General features: G+C 62.3%; 15 protein-coding genes. 3 read left to right on the top strand and 12 right to left on the bottom strand.

From position 1 onward, the window contains the following. Positions 1-87: 87 nt before the first annotated feature. From G557_RS0110435 to glmS, 3 genes are all read right to left on the bottom strand, one after another. The gene (locus tag G557_RS0110435) at positions 88-402 is read right to left on the bottom strand and encodes a DUF559 domain-containing protein (RefSeq protein ID WP_028245979.1); all 315 of its coding nucleotides are present in this window, start codon (positions 400-402) and stop codon (positions 88-90) included. An 81-nt stretch (positions 403-483) separates the two neighbouring features. Then, entirely contained in the window at positions 484-837 is a 354-nt protein-coding gene (locus tag G557_RS0110430; protein WP_028245978.1) for a holo-ACP synthase, read from the bottom strand. 7 nt (positions 838-844) lie between these two features. Beyond that, positions 845-2695 carry a glutamine--fructose-6-phosphate transaminase (isomerizing) gene (glmS, locus tag G557_RS0110425; protein ID WP_028245977.1) on the bottom strand — a complete coding sequence of 617 codons (1851 nt, stop codon included), beginning with the start codon at positions 2693-2695 and terminating at the stop codon, positions 845-847. Between the two features lie 29 nt (positions 2696-2724). Between glmS and coaA the strand changes: the two genes are divergently transcribed. Then, entirely contained in the window at positions 2725-3711 is a 987-nt protein-coding gene (coaA, locus tag G557_RS0110420) for a type I pantothenate kinase (RefSeq protein ID WP_051225003.1), read from the top strand. Between the two features lie 180 nt (positions 3712-3891). Here the strand turns inward: coaA and glpK are convergent, their stop codons facing one another. Beyond that, positions 3892-5433, bottom strand: coding sequence for a glycerol kinase GlpK (gene glpK, locus G557_RS0110415; RefSeq protein WP_028245975.1), 1542 nt, complete (start codon positions 5431-5433; stop codon positions 3892-3894). Then, positions 5430-7142, bottom strand: a complete 1713-nt coding sequence (locus G557_RS13110) for a glycerol-3-phosphate dehydrogenase/oxidase (protein ID WP_342662189.1) — start codon at positions 7140-7142, stop codon at positions 5430-5432. The genes glpK and G557_RS13110 overlap by 4 nt, the downstream gene beginning before the upstream one ends. Before the next feature lie 146 nt (positions 7143-7288). Here G557_RS13110 and G557_RS0110405 point away from each other — a divergent pair, with 146 nt between their 5' ends. Next, positions 7289-7585, top strand: a complete 297-nt coding sequence (locus G557_RS0110405) for a glutaredoxin family protein (protein ID WP_051225002.1) — start codon at positions 7289-7291, stop codon at positions 7583-7585. On the opposite strand, the gene G557_RS0110400 is transcribed toward G557_RS0110405, so the two are convergent. Beyond that, positions 7576-8352: an HAD-IIB family hydrolase gene (locus G557_RS0110400; protein WP_036962119.1), complete on the bottom strand. Its 777-nt coding sequence runs from the start codon at positions 8350-8352 to the stop codon at positions 7576-7578. The genes G557_RS0110405 and G557_RS0110400 overlap by 10 nt on opposite strands. Positions 8353-8429: 77 nt before the next feature. Between G557_RS0110400 and G557_RS0110395 the strand changes: the two genes are divergently transcribed. Further along, positions 8430-9263, top strand: a complete 834-nt coding sequence (locus G557_RS0110395) for an SGNH/GDSL hydrolase family protein (protein WP_028245972.1) — start codon at positions 8430-8432, stop codon at positions 9261-9263. Here G557_RS0110395 and G557_RS0110390 read toward each other — a convergent pair. The 6 genes from G557_RS0110390 to G557_RS0110365 all read right to left on the bottom strand — a co-directional run bounded on the left by G557_RS0110390 (position 9246) and on the right by G557_RS0110365 (position 16577). Beyond that, positions 9246-11645: a putative bifunctional diguanylate cyclase/phosphodiesterase gene (locus tag G557_RS0110390; protein ID WP_028245971.1), complete on the bottom strand. Its 2400-nt coding sequence runs from the start codon at positions 11643-11645 to the stop codon at positions 9246-9248. The two genes, G557_RS0110395 and G557_RS0110390, sit on opposite strands and share 18 nt — an antisense overlap. Before the next feature lie 10 nt (positions 11646-11655). Then, positions 11656-13041 (bottom strand): glycosyltransferase, encoded by a 1386-nt coding sequence (locus G557_RS13105; protein ID WP_084627143.1) that lies wholly within the window; start codon positions 13039-13041, stop codon positions 11656-11658. Beyond that, on the bottom strand, positions 13038-14405 hold the full coding sequence (locus tag G557_RS14255; protein ID WP_211220549.1) for an EAL domain-containing protein: 1368 nt from the start codon (positions 14403-14405) through the stop codon (positions 13038-13040). The genes G557_RS13105 and G557_RS14255 overlap by 4 nt, the downstream gene beginning before the upstream one ends. Before the next feature lie 293 nt (positions 14406-14698). Further along, the gene (locus tag G557_RS13095) at positions 14699-15448 is read right to left on the bottom strand and encodes a SufB/SufD family protein (protein ID WP_169337779.1); all 750 of its coding nucleotides are present in this window, start codon (positions 15446-15448) and stop codon (positions 14699-14701) included. Continuing rightward, a complete protein-coding gene (locus tag G557_RS13565; protein WP_051225000.1) occupies positions 15430-15813 on the bottom strand; it encodes a hypothetical protein in 384 nt (127 codons plus the stop codon). Before G557_RS13565 ends, G557_RS13095 begins: the two co-directional genes overlap by 19 nt. A 29-nt stretch (positions 15814-15842) precedes the next feature. Then, the gene (locus tag G557_RS0110365; RefSeq protein WP_036962116.1) at positions 15843-16577 is read right to left on the bottom strand and encodes an ATP-binding cassette domain-containing protein; all 735 of its coding nucleotides are present in this window, start codon (positions 16575-16577) and stop codon (positions 15843-15845) included. Positions 16578-16667 lie beyond the last annotated feature (90 nt).

Genomic DNA, 16667 nt, shown 5'->3' with positions numbered 1-16667 from the left:
TGCGCCCACACCCACTGCCCCGCTCGCGCCCAGCGCAATGTCCGCCCCCCCCCTGCTCACCACGGCAGAACTCTCTCACCCCATGCGTCACCGCGCGACCGACAGCCGGAGCAGGATGTCGTGGTACGTCGCATCCCACTGCTCAATGAGCTGCCGAGAGCTGTACTGCGCCAGAACGTGACCCACTCTCGTGATCATCTGGTCTTTGCAGCGGTCACGGTCGCGTTGCTCGCGCCCCAAATGGGTCGAGCCGTCGAGCTCTATTGCCAGCACCCCGTCGACCAAAATATCGATCCACGTGCCGTCAGGCAGCTCGACTCGGCTCTCGACTCTGTGCCCGCCCAACGTCAGCAGCACGCGCACGATGCTCTCAAGCCCTGACTCGGCTCGCAGGTCGACCAAGCCGAGAATCTGTCTGCCGAATGCAGTACGCCTCAGCTCAGTGACAACCTCAGCCGATGAGAGCGGCGCCCAGCCGCCGTCTCACCCACGCTCAGCCACCACGAACGCGGTGGCCAGCGGGTGCTCATGCGTCATGCTCAAGTGCAGGGTGAGCCCCTGCGCGGTGACCCCGATGGGCCCCGCGAGCTCCAAGCGCGGCGCGCCCAGCGCATCCTTGGTCACCGTGATGTCAGCGAAGGCGAACCCTTCACCGCCGCCACCCAACGCCTTGATCAGCGCCTCTTTGGCCGCGAAACGCGCCGCCAACTGCACGGGCCGCAGTGCTTGAGCCCGCTCAGCCGGTGAGAACAGCCGCTCACGCAGCAGGGGCGCTCCGGCGAGCTTGGCCTGAAACCGCTCGATGTTGACGTTATCAACGCCGATGCCGACAATCACGACCGCATCACTCGACGGTGACCGACTTGGCGAGGTTGCGCGGCTGATCGACGTCGAGCCCCTTGGCCTCGGCGAGCTCCATCGCAAACACCTGCAGCGGCACCACAGCAACAAACGGCTGCATCAGCGGTGACACCAGAGGCAGCGAGATCACTTCGTCGGCGAAGGGCAGCACCGCAGTGTCGCCCTTCTCGGCCACGACGAGCACTCGCGCACCGCGAGCGCGAATCTCTTGAATATTCGAGATCACCTTGGCGTGCAGCAGCGGCGCCTCACGCGGGCTCGGCACCACCACGAACACCGGTAGGCCCGGCTCGATCAGTGCGATCGGGCCGTGTTTCAGCTCGCCGGCGGCAAACCCCTCCGCATGGATGTACGCGAGCTCTTTCAGCTTCAGCGCACCTTCCAGCGCGATCGGGTAGGCCACGTTGCGGCCGAGGAACAGCACAGAACGTGTGTCGGCCATCCAATGGGCGAGATTCGGGATCGACGCACTGGCTTCGACGGCCTCTTGCACAGCGGCCTCGAGGCCGGTCAGCTCAGCGGTGACCCCCGCAATCTCATCGGCGCCGAGCGTGCCGCGCACGCGGGCAAGGTGAAGCCCGAACAGGTACAGTGCGGCGACCTGCGCGACGAACGCCTTGGTCGAGGCCACGGCGACCTCGGGCCCGGCGTAGGTGTAGACCACGCCGTCAGACTCGCGTGCGATGGTCGCGCCCTGGGTGTTGCAGATCGCGAGCACTCGAGCGCCCTGCTCGCGCGCCCAGCGAATCGCCATCAAGGTATCCATCGTCTCGCCCGACTGCGAGATCGCGATCACCAGCACCGAGTCGTCGAGCACCGGGTCTCGGTATCTGAACTCGTGCGAGAGCTCGATACTCACCGGCACGTTAGTCCAGCGTTGGATGGCGTAGGCCGCGGTCTGCCCGGCATACGACGCGGTGCCACAGGCGACTACGATGATGCGACTGATCTTGGCCAGCACATCGTCATCGATTGCGTCGAGACCGTCGAGCACCACCTGCCCGTCGGAGATGCGCCCCAACAGGGTGTTGGCCACGGCTGTCGGCTCTTCGGCAATCTCTTTGGCCATGAAGCTCTTCCAGCCGCCCTTCTCGGCCGCCGAAGCGTCCCATTCGACTTCGAAAGGTTCAGGCTCGACTGGATTGCCAGTGAAGTCGGTGACGGTGATCGACTCGGCGGTGATCACCGCGATCTGGTCTTGGCCGATCGAGTAGGCATGAGTCGTGTGCTCAACAAAGGCCGCTACATCGCTGGCCAGAAAGTTCTCGCCGGTGCCACGGCCGATCACCAACGGGGAGTTGCGACGTGCGCCGATGACGGTGCCGGGCTGATCTTGGTGAACAGCCAGCAGCGTGAAGGCTCCCTCGAGCTGAGCGACCGTTGCGACAAATGCCTCAAACAGATCTCCGGTGCGGCGGTATTCGCGGCCGAGCAGCACTGCTGCGACCTCGGTGTCGGTCTCAGAGACGAAGGTGAACCCCTCATCGGTCAGCTGCTGCTTGAGCTGAGCGAAATTCTCGATGATGCCGTTATGGATGACCGCGAGTTTGCCGTCATCGCCCAGGTGAGGATGCGCATTGGTGTCGGTGGGGCCGCCGTGGGTTGCCCACCGCGTGTGACCGATTCCCGTGGCCCCCGCGGCGAGCGGGGCGTCGTCGAGCGAGGCGATCAGGTTGTCGAGTTTGCCGGCCCGCTTGCGCACACCGAGCGACCCATCGTCGGAGACCACGGCGACTCCGGCAGAGTCATAGCCGCGGTATTCGAGGCGGCGCAGCCCGGCCAGCAGCACATCAACAGTATTTCCTGGGCCCACATAGCCGACGATTCCACACATGGCCGCAATTTTACGGCATGATGGAAGTCATGCCTACCAACGACGAGGGCTCCCCGGCGCGCCTGCAATTCGCGCCCATCGATAACCATCCCGACCGCCCGTCGCCGTTCTGGCAGATTGCTCGAGACGCTTGGTCAGAGCTCGCCCCCAGTGTGCCCAACCCGCTGACCGTCAGCGACGTGCGAGCGCTGCGCGGCCTCGGCGATCCTCTCGACCTGCGCGAAGTCGCCGAGGTCTATCTGCCCGTCAGCCTGTTGCTCAACAACGTCGTGGCCAATCGCCGCGGGCTCGATCAGCGCCTCCAGCAGTTTCTGCACACCCCCGGTGACGGCACGCCGTTCATCATCGGGGTGGCGGGGTCGGTTGCCGTCGGCAAGTCGACGGTGGCACGCCTGCTGCGTGAGCTGCTCTCCCGCTGGCCCGACACGCCAGACGTCGCGTTGGTCACCTCCGACGGCTTTCTGCTGCCCAATGCCGAGCTCAAGCGCCGCGGGCTACTCTCTCGCAAGGGCTTTCCCGAGTCGTACGATCGTCGCGCGCTGCTGCGCTTTCTGAGCGAGATCAAGAGCGGCGTGCCAGAGGTACGGGCCCCCAAGTACTCTCACGTGCGTTACGACATCGTGCCCGACGAGCAGATTGTCGTGCGTCGCCCACAGGTACTCGTGTTCGAGGGACTCAACGTACTGCAGCCTCCTGCCGACAGCCTGCAGGCGGCCGTGAGCGACTTTCTCGACTTCGGCATCTATGTAGATGCCCGCACCAGTGACATCGAACGCTGGTATGTCGAGCGCTTTATGAAACTGCAGCATGACTCGTTCACCAAGCCCGACTCGTACTTTCACAAGTACGCCGGGCTCAATGCCGAAGAGGCCGAGGCTGTCGCCCAGCAGATTTGGAGCTCGGTGAATCTGCCCAATCTGCGCGAGAACATTGCTCGCACCAGATCGCGAGCCGATCTCATTCTCGAGAAGGCCAGCGATCACACCGTCAATCGTGTGCTGCTGCGCAAGCTCTGACCCGGCTCTCTCAGCAGACTGAGGTTTCGGTGCCGAGATTCGCTGCGCTTTCTCACATGAGCTGCACTGGCCCGGGTACCTCGGCGCTGCACACCTTGTGCACCACGTTCAGGTGTCATAAAGTGCGACTCTGATCCCACATAACAGCATTCCGCGACACCTCTCTGCAGCGCACCCTGCTCAGGCCAGCCCGAAACTGCGCGGCAGCGCGTCACGCCACGCTGCACGCCGACGCTCACGCTCCGCCTCATCAATCATCGGCTCGAACCGCACCCCCAGCCCGGTGAGCTCACGCAGCTCGTCAAGATCTCGCCACACCCCTGCCCCGAGCCCCGCAGCATAGGCCGCGCCGAGCGCCGTCGTCTCAAAGGTTGACAGCCGCTGCACTGGCACGCCGAGCAGATCTGCCTGCAGCTGCATCAGCAGATCGTTGGTGCTCGCCCCGCCGTCGACGCGCAGCTCCGTCACCTCGCGACCCGCAGCCTCGACCACGTCAACACTCTGCTGCGCGATCGCCTCTAAGGCCGCCCGCGCGATATGCGCCTTCGTGACGTAGCGAGTGAGACCGACGATGACTCCTCGCGCATCTGCCCGCCAGTGCGGGGCGAACAGCCCCGAGAACGCTGGCACAATGCTGACGCCGCCGGTGTCTTCGACGGACGCCGCGAGCGCCTCGATGTCGGCAGCGCGTTCGATCAGCCCCAGGTTGTCGCGCAGCCACTGCACGAGCGATCCGGTGACCGCAATCGACCCCTCTTGAGCGTAGACCGCAGGCTCGCCCTCAAGTTGATAGGCGACAGTGGTGAGCAGCCCGCCGTCGGCATCCACCGTGGCGTCGGCGCCGGTGTTGACCAGCAGAAAGTTGCCGGTGCCGTAGGTGTTCTTCGCCTCACCGGCACGGGTAGCGGTCTGCCCGAAGGCCGCCGCCTGCTGATCGCCCAGGATGCCCGTCACCGGCACGCCGTCGAGCACAGCGGGCAGCCCTGCCGCAGCCGCATCGATCTCGCCGAAGCGATGCACCGATGGATGCACGCTCGGCAGCATGCCCCGCGGCACGTCGAATAGGGCCAGCAGCTGGTCACTCCAAGCCAGGGTATGCAGATCAAACAGCAGCGTGCGGGATGCATTGGTCACGTCAGTCGCATGCGTCGCGGTGCGCCCAGGGCTGGGTTTCACTCCACCGGTGAGGTTCCACAGCATCCAGGTGTCCATGGTGCCGAACACGGCTTCGCCGCGCTCGGCCGCCTCACGCAGCCCCTCGACATGTTCGAGCAGCCAGACCAGTTTGGTCGCCGAGAAGTACGGGTGCAGACGCAGCCCAGTGCGCTCACGCAGCCGGGCGATCACTGCCTCATCGAGGCGCTCAGTCAACCGCTCGACGATCGGCTGGGTGCGGGTGTCTTGCCAGACGAGGGCATGGTGCCAGGGCTCGCCCGTTCGCGGGTTCCAGACCAGTGTGGTCTCGCGTTGATTCGTGATGCCCACCGCCGCGGGCTGCCAGCGCCCATGGTCGGCGGCGAGGCGCTCAACGACCTCGGCGATCACCGCGCGCGCGTTCGCCCAAATCTCGAGTGCATCTTGCTGCACCTGACCGGGGTGCGGAAACACCTGTTCATGCTCGCGCTGCGCCACCGCGAGCGCGCGCCCCTGCACATCGAACGCGATCGCACGGGTGCTCGTAGTGCCCTGGTCGACCGCGAGCACGTAGCGTTCGGCGCTCATGCCTCGGCGCTCGGCGTAGGCGTCTGTCCTTCGTCGGCTCCACGAGCGGGCTCGTCATCTGCCGCAACGGTGCCGGTGTTCGCGCGCCGCGCGAGGTACGACGCAACCTCGGCAGCACGCTGTTTGGGCGTCCAGCCGAGCTGTGCGGCCACAAGATCTGCGACTTCGTCGACGGCAGCCGCACCGCGCTCCGGGTATTCGAAGCTGATTCGGGTGCGTCGTTCGAGCACGTCGTCGAGGTGCAGCGCGCCTTCGTTGGTCACGGCGTAGACGATCTCGGCACGCAGATACCCGGGAGCGCCAGCCAGTTCTGCGCCGAGATCAGGCTCACTGCCAATCAGATCGAGCAGGTCGTACAGCAACGTGCCATAGCGGTTGATCAGGCGGGTGACCCGCCAGGCCTCCCACCCGTAGATGCGGGCGATCTCGCGCCGCTTGGCCACGATGGTATCCAGCCCGACCGCGCCCAGCAGCGGCGTGTGCTTGGTGCGCGACGGCTTCTTGCGCGCCTTGCTGGCACCCAGCGCGAAATCGACCGCGTCTTCGGCCATGACGCGATACGTGGTGAGCTTGCCGCCAGCAATCACGGTCAGCCCGGGTGCGGGCGAAGCCACCGTGTGTTCACGCGACACCTTGGTGGATGCGGTGCCCGCCTTGGTGCCCGGCTGCAGCAGCGGGCGAAGCCCGGCATAGGCGCCGATGACGTCGTCACGGATGATCGGTGCGGCCAGCAGCTCATTGACATGGTCGATCAGGTAGGCGACGTCGGCCTCGGTGGCGATCGGGTCGCGGTAATCGCCCTCGTAGGGTGTATCGGTGGTGCCGATGATCCAGCGGTCTTTCCAGGGAATGACGAACAGCACACTCTTCTCGGTCTGCGAGATGATGCCGGCGTGCCCCGGAATGCGGTCACGGGCAACCACGATGTGCACGCCTTTCGAAGCGAGCACCTTGAGCCCGCCGGTGGCGCCCGACAGCGACTCGGTCTGTTCTGTCCAGACCCCAGTTGCGTTGATCACGTTCTTCGCCCGCACGGTGAACGTCTGCCCGCTCTCTCGATCGAGCACCTCGGCTCCGCGTACCCGGTCGAATTCGTCGGTGGTGAGGTCGGTAACCTGCGCCCGGCTGATGGCCCGCGCACCGAAGTGGCCGGCCGTGCGCACGAGCGTGGCGACCAGGCGCGCATCATCGACCCGTGCGTCGAAATACCGGATGCCGCCGGTCAGCTTGTCGGCGTCGAGCCCGGGAAACAGCTCGTGCACGCCCCGAGAGCTCAAGTGGCGGTGCCCCGGCACCGCGGGCACTCCCCCGAGCCAGGCCAACCCGTCGTAGAGAGTGATGCCCGCGCCCACGTAGGCACGTTCGATCACCGGTTGGTGCAGCGGGTAGATGAACGGCACCGGCACGGCGAGGTGAGGGGCAATGGTCTTCAACAGCAGATTGCGTTCGAGAATGGCCTCATGCACCAGCGCGAAGTCGAGCATTTCGAGATAGCGCAGGCCGCCGTGCAGCAGCTTGCTCGACCAGCTCGACGTGCCTGATGCCCAGTCGTCGCTCTCGACGATGGCCACCTTCAGCCCACGGGTGGCCGCGTCAAGCGCAATACCCGCGCCAGTGACTCCGCCGCCGATCACCAGCACGTCAAGGGTTGTCGAGGCGATGGTGTCGATCGCCTGTTGCCTGGTCTCGGAGTTGAGGATGTTGGTCACTGGGATCCCTTCAGCCGCTTCGCCTGCGCGCCGACCGCGCTCGGCCCTCAGTCTACCGAGCCACCGCGACCTCCTGCCGGTGCACACCGAAATGTGCCAACGTGCGCGAAAAACCGCAGAAGCGCGCGCACAGGTAGGATGCTCCCATGACAGACACCACGACTTCTGCAGACTCCACTTCGACGCCCGACAGCGGCATCACGTTCTATGGCGCATCGTGGTGCGGCGACTGCCGCCGTGCCAAAGCACTGCTTGACCGCGAAGGCGTCGCCTTCACCTACATCGACCTCGAAGCCGAGCCAGACCGTGCGCAAGAGGCCAAAGACATCAGCGGGCGCACCAACATCCCCGTGATCGCCTTCCCCGACGGCACTCACCAGGTCGAGCCCAGCAATCCCGAGCTTCAAGGCAAGCTCAATGAGCTGGGCCTCGCTCAGGCCTGATCGAGCAGCGTCTCGAGCTCGGCCACCGTGTCGGGCCAACCGGTGACCTCGATGCAGCGCACACCGAGCGTTTTCACCGGATAGTCGTTGCCGTCTTCGTGCAGCTTGTCGCCGTAGAAGAGCATCTGATCGAGACCGATGCCGGTCGCATCCCGCAGTTGTTTGATGCCATAGGCTTTGTCGATACCGCGTCGGGTGATGTCGACCGAGGTGGTGCCTCCGGCTCGCACCTCGAGATCGGGCAGTCGCTGCTGCACCGCGCGCCGCAGCGCATCCTTTCGCTCACCAGTTGGGTCCCATTGCTGCTTCGCCTCAACCGGAGCCTGTTGTCCCAGCGCTGAGAAGGTGATCTGTGATCCGCGATCTTCGATCACTTCCCCCCAGGGGGATGCCGGCCACAGCTCCAGCCGCTTCGCCTCGTCGGTCAGCGCGTGGGTTGCCGCCCGCTTTTCGTCAGCCGTCAGATCCTGTGCATACACCTCGTGCCAGGCGTGATCGCGATGCCTGTGGTACCTCGTGCCGCAGGTGGGCAGCAGATGCAGCCGGTCGAGTTCGGCATCAGTCACACCAGCGTCGCCGAGTGCCGCCAACACCTGCTTCTGAAACTGCTCGAGGTTACCGCCCGAGATGACCGCGACCTGTGCCCGATCGAGCAGGCGACGCAGCACCTGCGCCATCTGCTGCGGCACGCGCGACTTCGATGGCGCGAGGGTGTCATCGAGGTCAAAGGCGACCAGGGTCGGAAAAGCAACATCGTGAACAATCATCAGATTCTCCTTTGTGTGTACTCGCCTACGCGAGATTCACAATCTCTCCGCCGCTACACGCGAGTACAGTGTGAGGGATGACCACCCGGCGTGCGACACAGAAACGGCGGCGCAGTCTCACTCGTCTGCGCATCAGTGTACCTGCGGCTTTGGCTGTCGGTGCTGTGCTGGTCACCGCCTCGACGCTCGCCTCACACCAATACACCCTGCAAGATCCAGCAGCGACCGATGCGTCCGACGCGGCACAGGCACGAGACGAACAGAGCCCTGATCAGCAGGTCACGGCGGCAGACTCAGTCTCTCCGTCGGTGCTGTTCATCGGCGACTCCTACACCTCCGGCGAGGTGCTCGACGACCCTGATCAGCGCTTCACCACGCTGATCAGCAACGAGCTCGGCTGGCAGGAAGACAATGTGGCTTTGGGGGGAACCGGCTACTTTACCCAAGTTGTCGACGACGACGGCGAGGTGCGCCCCGATTACACCAATGTGCTCGATGAGCTTCCCGCCGATCTGGCGCCTGACGCGATCATGGTCACCGGAGGCGGCAACGACACCGGTTCTGACCTCTCCACAGCCACGCAGGCGACGCTCATTGACGACTTCTTCACCAGCTTGCGCGAGCGTTTTCCGCACACTCCGGTCTACGTGGTCAGTCCATTCTGGAATGCCAGTGAAGAACCGGCTGATCTGCCCGGCATCCGGGACGATGTGCGACGCTCCGCGCTGGAAGCCGGGGCAACGTATCTCGACATCGGCCATCCGCTCGAAAACCGCCCGGAGCTGGTGCTCGGCGATGGCGACCACCCCAATGACTGGGGCAATGAGGTGATCGCCGATGACATTCTGGCCGCGATGCAACAGGCCACTGGCGAAGATCTTGCCGAGCTCGCCTCAGGCACCCCGGTCTGATTGCGGCTTGCAGTCGATCAGCAGGGCCTCGGCGCTGTAGTCGCGCAGCCGCGTGAGCAGCTGATCGAGCGGCAGTGGCCTCGAGTAAAGAAACCCTTGGGCATATCGAATGCCCACCTCTTGCAGCAACACACACTGGTCTGCATGCTCGACGCCTTCAGCACTGATCGCAAAGTGCATGCGCTTGGCGAGGCGTGCCACACCGCCGATGAGTTCGCGCGCCCGCTCTGGTCGCGTCACCAAGTAGTCAGTCAGCGATTTGTCGAGCTTCACCAGATTGACCGGGAACCGCACCAAACTGTTCACCGAAGAGAACGCCTTACCGAAGTCATCCAGAGCCAACAGAATGCCGTTGTGCTCGGTGAAGTCGACTAGATGCTGCAGCACGCTGTCAGTGGCCTGGTCGAGCGAGCGCTCGGAGAGCTCGAACACGAATTGCACATTCGGATGCATCTGCGCCAGCTCTGCAACATGAGCCATCAGCTCTGCATCGAGCACCTGCCCAGCCTCAAAATTGACATTCAGGCTCTTGACTGATGGCTCGATCTTCTGAATGCGCTCCATGGCGGCAAAGCCCGCGTCGACCACTTGACGGGTGAGCTGAGGGAGCAACCCCGAACGGTCTGCCACATCGACGATCAACTGCGGCGGGACGTCGCCCAGGCTCTCGTCGCGGTAACGCACGAGGGCTTCGACGCCGATGATCTTCTGATCGGCCAGGCGCACGGTCGGCTGCAGCGCGATGGTCAAGCGTTCTTCAAGGATGGCGTGGCGCACGCTCATCTCCATGTCAGACGAGTGCTCAGTGTGCTGCTTTGACCCAGGCAGGATGCGCCGCTTCTTGCCCTCATACATGCGCTCGTCAGCTTCTTCGAGAATCTCCGCCGGATCGCTGCGCCCCTGCGCCGCAGCGGCGACGCCGTAGCTGGCTTTGATGCCCAAGGTGTGACCGTCGATGTGCATCGGGCGCTGAATGCTCTCTTGTGCACGGGCCGCAACCGCACGCGCAGTGTCTTCGTCAGGGGTGCCCGGCAGCACGACGACGAACTCATCGCCACCGATGCGCGCAATGATGTCGGTCGGCCGCAGGGCGCCGCGCAGACGTTTGGCAACCTCCTGCAGCACCAAATTGCCCACGCCATGGCCGAGACTGTCATTGACCTGTTTGAAGCCGTCGAGGTCGAAGAAGATGATTGGCGGTGTATGCCCCTCGTTCTGTGTTGCTTGTTTCGTCACCAGCTTGAAGCCGCGGTAGTTGAGCAGCCCCGTGAGCTCATCGGTGTTGGCTCGTTGCGAGAGATCGCTGATCTCGCGCTGTGACGCGAGCGTCACCGAAGCCATATGCACAAGACCTTCGACGATATGCTGCTCGGTTCTCGAAAACGGTGCCATATTGTTCTGGCTGGTGACCACCAGGTACTCGTCGTGTTCGCCTGGCACATCGACACGTTCACCGATCTCTGCAGCCGTGGGCGGCTGCTCACGCAGCAGCACTCTCCCTGTGGGAATAGCCCGACGAACGAACCCCACCAGCTGGTCGAGCACGGGCTGACGCGTGGGATTCCAAGGTAGTGCCAGCGAGGCATTCACCACGGTATCGAGCTGGCGACGCAGCAGACGTCGCCGATAGCTCTGATACCACGAGACGATGACCATTGTGCAGATCAAGGCGGTCACCGCGCGCACATCGAGAAATGCACTGGCGCCAGCTATTTGAGAGAGGTGGTGCGCTCCAATGGCCAACCAGCACAGGGCCGTTTCACCCGCGGCGATCGCGGCCAGCCTCGTCCAGTGAATACGCACTAGAGTCGTGCCTGGCGAGGTGCGCAGCATGTGTTTGTAGAGCGGCCCGGCAGCGAACACTGATGCGGTGCAACCGATCATTGTGGAAATCATGCTCGGCAGGTCAAACGCGGTGGCAATCGCCGCGACAGCGCTGAACACCAAGCCGACAAAAGAAGTCACCAAGGCCTGCAGCCAAGCCGATCTGCGGTCATAGGCGGACAGCTGCAAGATGATGAACGTGACCACTGTCCAGATCGCGTAAGACGAGTTATAGAACCCACCGGTATACAAGAACACCAGTGTTGGGGCTAACAGCGTCATGCGCAGTGCGTGTGCACCGCGGGTAATTTGCACGCCGACGTCACGCATCATATACATGCAGAAAACCAGCACGGCCAAGTACGGCAGGTTTCGCTGGGTGTCGCCCTCGAGCATCTGCAGCGTGGTCAACGCAACCGATGCGACAACGCCGATGAGTACTGGCAGTGCAGCAGCTGCAGCGACAATTGCACGAACTCGGTAGGGATACCTGGACATGCTGTCGACCACAGTCTGATCTTCGACTGTGATGGGGAGGCGTGAGTTCAGGTGTGCCATCGCTTTGATTCTAGCGGTTAGACCACACGTCACTCTCAGCTCGCAGATCAGTATTCAGTGTGCACCGCTGCCTCATCTCGTCGCCGTCGGTAAGAAGCTGCACGCGCTTCGGACTTCGCCAGACTCCCGACCCCAGACCGAGTACTGACTCGACTGCTGGCAGGAAAGTCGTGACGATGGTGATCGGGTTGATCATCCAGAAAAAGAGCATGTAGAGCGGGGCGAAGAACCAGTATTTTAATTTGGCTCCTCGGCTGTCGAGGATGAGCGCGGTCAGCAGCTGCACCGAGCCGGCAAACATCTCGAACGTGACGAAGATGAACGACATCTCAATAGCGTGTAACAGTCGTTCTGTGTTGCCAGTCGATGCAAAAAGGATCAAGGTCAAGAAGAAGACCACCGAAGTGATAAGAAAGAAGAACGACCAGAGGATCGACAGGGTTGTATCAATGAACATCGACAACTGGTACCGATGGCGCCAAGGGTGAAATACGAATTCTTTGATATTCGTCAACCAGACTTCAGTGCCGCCAAGGGCCCACCGCCGACGCTGTCGATAGAGGTCTCGGATCGTCTCTGGCACGTTCATGTGGAAGATGATGTTGGGTGCGAATCGCGGCACTGCTCCGCGCATCTGATGGTCCCATGAGATGCTGATGTCTTCGGTTGCCCGATCCTGCCGAAAACCGCCCACATCGACCAGAAACGATTTTCGATACATCGTGTTTGCGCCGCTGTATGCGTACATAGCGTCGTTGACTGCCGCCTGACTGCGCTTGATCACTCCGACAATGCTTGAGAACTCGACAGTTTGCGACTTGCCGATCAACTTGGTGCGATTCTGCACATCCATATTCGCCGTCACCGCAGCAGTATTCAGATCGCGGTCGTGAATGAAGTACTGCATGTATTTCATCAGCGCATCTGGTTCGGGCACGGTGTCGGCGTCGTTACTCAGAATGTACTCACTGTTGGCAAAGTGCATGCCGATGTTGAAGGCATGAGCCTTGCCTTTGTTGTGCCGGATCGAGATCATGCGTAGCTGTGGATAGCGCACCTGCAGGGTGCGCACGATCTCAGCAGTGCGGTCAGTTGACCCGTCATCAAGCACGAGCACGTCGTAGTTTGTGTAGTTGATCTGCTCGAACAGATACACAATGGTCGACTCGATCATCAGCTCTTCGTTGTGTGCCGGAATCATGATCGTGACCCTGGGCTGCTCCTCGGGTGCGAGCTGTTCCCACGTGTCATCATCGGCCGCCGGCCCCAGAAAACGATAGGCCAGGGCACCGAACGACCAGTAAAACGACCCGAGCACCGGGTAGAGGATCAGGATGAGCAGCGCTATAACCCCAGTGGTCTCCCAAGGGCCTGCTTCTAGCACATGGTCGATCATCGCGACTTCCCCAGCCCGCGACGCTGCGCCGCATGCCGACGAGTGAACAGCCGCTGCAGCGCATTGGTTTCGAGATTCTGCTCGGGTTCTACCCAATAGGTGCGCACGGTATGCCGAAAGTCGGCATCGCCGAAGCGTTGGTCCATGAACGCGGCCACAGCATCCCTGCGTTGATCACGCTCGATCGGGTCGAAAGTCGGCCACTGATCGACCAAGCGTGCCCGCTTACGCACTTGGATGATGGTCATCGACAGCGTATAGGTCAATATAATCACCGCACAGAAGGCCAAGATCATGCCGATAAACTCGATTTCGAAGAGCCCTTCGGAGTACGTCCAGAAAGGCGTGCCAAAACCGGTTCGCGCGGCAGTGTAACTCTGCACCGTCACGATGACCGGCACAATGACTGCGCACCAGCCGACCAGTGCGACAACGGTCTGCCATATCTTGCGCCACCAGTGCCCCGGCTCAAAATAGAGATCTGTGTAGATCTGCCGCCGAGCAGACGGGCTGGCTGACTCCGCGCCAGGTGCGGAGGGCTGAGGAGAAACCGTCTGAGCAGCTCGGGCGGCGACGGGGTCAGACGGGCGATCGAAGAGAAACCCCTGCCGCAGGCTGATGCCAAGCTGCTCGGCGAGCGCGAGATCTTGAGCATCTTCGACACCGATCAGCACCAGCCGAATGGAGTGTTCTCGCGCAAACACATTCCAGAACTGCAGGTTCACATCGAGCCAGACCGACGGGTCTTTCTTGCGAAAGCTCTTCATCGAGCATTTCAGCGTATCGATCAGCGGCAGCATCCATTGGATGCGGTCGAGGTCGTTGTTGTCTGAGCCGATGTTGTCGAGCGCAAACTGCATGCCATAGGCCTTGCCGCGGCGAATGTGACGGCGGAATCTCCAACGCCTGCGCGAGAGCTGACGGGTATGCACGTTCATCTCGATCTCCAGCTGCATCGGCCGAATCTTGCTGACCGCCCAGCGCACGAAGTAGAGAAACTCGGAGCTCATAATCTGTTCGTAGGAGAGGTTGATCGAGAGTCTGGTCGCTTCGCTGGGCAGTGCCGCAAACGTGTCGTCGAGCAACTCGATGGCGCGGCGCAGCGGCAGACTCTCGAGCTGTGCGGGCAGAACCCAGCTGCCGTCTTCCGTGCGTTGGCGCAGCAGGCATTCATACCCGCTGAGCTGCCCTTGTGCATCGACTTGCCGTTGCACGAAATAGCGCAGCTTCACATCGTCGCTTGCCAACGCGCTGGTAGCCCGCCGACGCGAGTAGACGAAATACGTCACCACGGTCACCGCAGCGATCAGAAAGAAGCTCACAGCCAGCCGAACCAGCCATACTTCCAGCGCTGACAGCTCCATGATGATTCCCTCTTCACGCGCCGTCTTCCCCCGGGCGCATCAGGCTGTGAGACATGAGGTGATACTCAGCTCACACTATGAATCATACCGATTTGCGCAGTGTGTGAATCATCACGATCCGTCTCCAGATTCGTAGTCCGCAGTCAGGCCATGCGGCGTTTTCTCCCACCGGTGCGGGTCAAAAATCACTTGCCAGGCAGCACGAAACCCAACACCTCGTAGATTGACTCGACGATGGGGGGCTCCCACCCTCGCTGACGATTGTAGACCGTCAGCGAGCGCTCCAGTAACTTCTAGAGCGCACCTGATCGCGCCTGGGCGACAAATCCCCGCACCTGCTCACGTGCCGACTCTGGCAGTACGCCTTCTTCAAGGTCGAGGAAGCCCGAAATGATGAGGTTACGTGCGGCCTCCTCGTCGAGCCCCGTGACCATCAGGTAGCCGAGCTTCTCTTGGTCGATCGTGCCGATCGAGGCCTCATGCGACAACTGCGACTGGTCGTTGATCGCGCGCAGCGACGGCACCGATTCGATGTAGCCCTGGTCATCGATCTTCAGCCCGTCGCAGCCCAGGTAGCCCTTGGTGTTGGTACCGGTACCCACCAGTTTGGAATGGTGCTCGATGCGCCCTCCGGCGGCGACCATGCGCGCGAGGTTCTCCGCACTGGCGCCGTCATCAAGCAGTTCGAGCTCGCTGATGCTGACGCGTTCGGTGCCTTCTGGTGCATAGACAACCGACTGCGAATTGTAGGTCGCATTGCGACCAACTACGGCCTTGGCCTCGTCTTGATGGTGTTTGATGCCATGCAGCGCAATAGGCGTCGTCGTGACCGTGGCGTCGTCTTCGATCAGGGTGCGAGAATAGGAGCGTACCTGCATGTCGCCGCCCCAGTGTTCCAAGCTGGTCTCGTTGTAAACCGCGCCCTTTCGAATGAAGGTCTCTGAAATCGAGACGTGCTCACCGGCGCGCACGATGGGCGCAACCGCGTCTCCTGAAACGACCTCGACGCGGGCTCCCTCTTCGATCACGGTGAGGTTATGCACGTGCTGTCGCCCCTGCGGAGTCTCAAGTACGGTGAACGCCCGCAGGGGAGTTTCACATCAGCACCGGCCTTCACATGAATGAAATGCCCGTTCACCGGCTCTGTGCTTTCGGCGACGCGACGCACATCGTCATTCTCCTCGGGCGCGATCAGGCTCCACAGCAGATCTTGCACCCAGTCGTGCGTCTTCAGCGCCTCTTGAAGCGGCAGCACTTCAACGTTGGCATCGGTCACCGAGACATGCCCGACGTTCTGGTCGACGATCACGACCGTAGCGGCGCGCTGTGCTTCGTCGCTGTACCCGATCGGGGCGAGGCTGTCTTGCACCGCGACCGGCAGTGGAGTGTTCAGTGCGACTGTACTCATCTTTGAGCTCCGTTTCTCTTGGGTCGGGTTCAGGCGGCGGATGCGCCCGGCACCGAGTATCCGTGGTTGCGAATGTGGTCGAACAGTTCGGCGGCTGGGCCCGAGTAGACGATGTGACCGTCGATCATCATGTGCCCGGTGGTCGCTTTCACGTAGTCGAGAATGAACCCGGTGTGGGTGATGATCAGCGCAGATCGGGGGCGTCCGCTCGGAGCGGGCTGGGCCAGCAGCCGCTCGATCGCGGCACCGACAGCGGCGATGTGTTCGAGGTCAACACCGCTCTCGGGTTCGTCAAAGAGGCACACCTCTGGCTGTTGCAAGAACAGTTTGAGAATCTCCCAGCGTTTGATCTCACCGCCCGAAAACCCTGAGTTCACGTCGCGCGATTCGAAATTCACCAAGTCGAGAGCGGCTTCTTCTTCGCGAAGATGCCCGGTTGCGCCCAGCGATTCGGCGAGCGCCGCGATCGACACACCGTTGATCGCAGGGGGCCGCTGATAAGCGATGCCGAGACCAGCTCGAGCGCGCCCGGCCAAGTCGAGTTCGGTAAGGTCTGTGCCGTCAAGCAGCGCCCGCCCGGCAGTGAGCTCATACCCAGGCAACCCCATGATCGCGCTCAGCAGAGATGATTTGCCCGACCCATTAGGGCCGAACAACACGTGAATCTCACCATGAGGTAGGTCAAGATCGACACCACGGCACACGGTACGGCCCGCAGCCGCGACCTCAACACCCTGCAGACTAAGTGCACTTGCACCGGCCATAAACGCCCTCCCCTGTCAGCAGCAGAGTTCAGCATCCAAGTAATTTAGGCTTGCCTTAGAAACACCTGCTGTCTCTCTCCAGCTTATCGG

The sequence above is a fragment of the Pseudoclavibacter soli DSM 23366 genome (assembly GCF_000423505.1).
In the GTDB taxonomy this organism is placed as follows: Bacteria; Actinomycetota; Actinomycetes; order Actinomycetales; family Microbacteriaceae; genus Pseudoclavibacter_A; species Pseudoclavibacter_A soli.
This window is presented reverse-complemented; position numbering and strand designations above follow the sequence as displayed.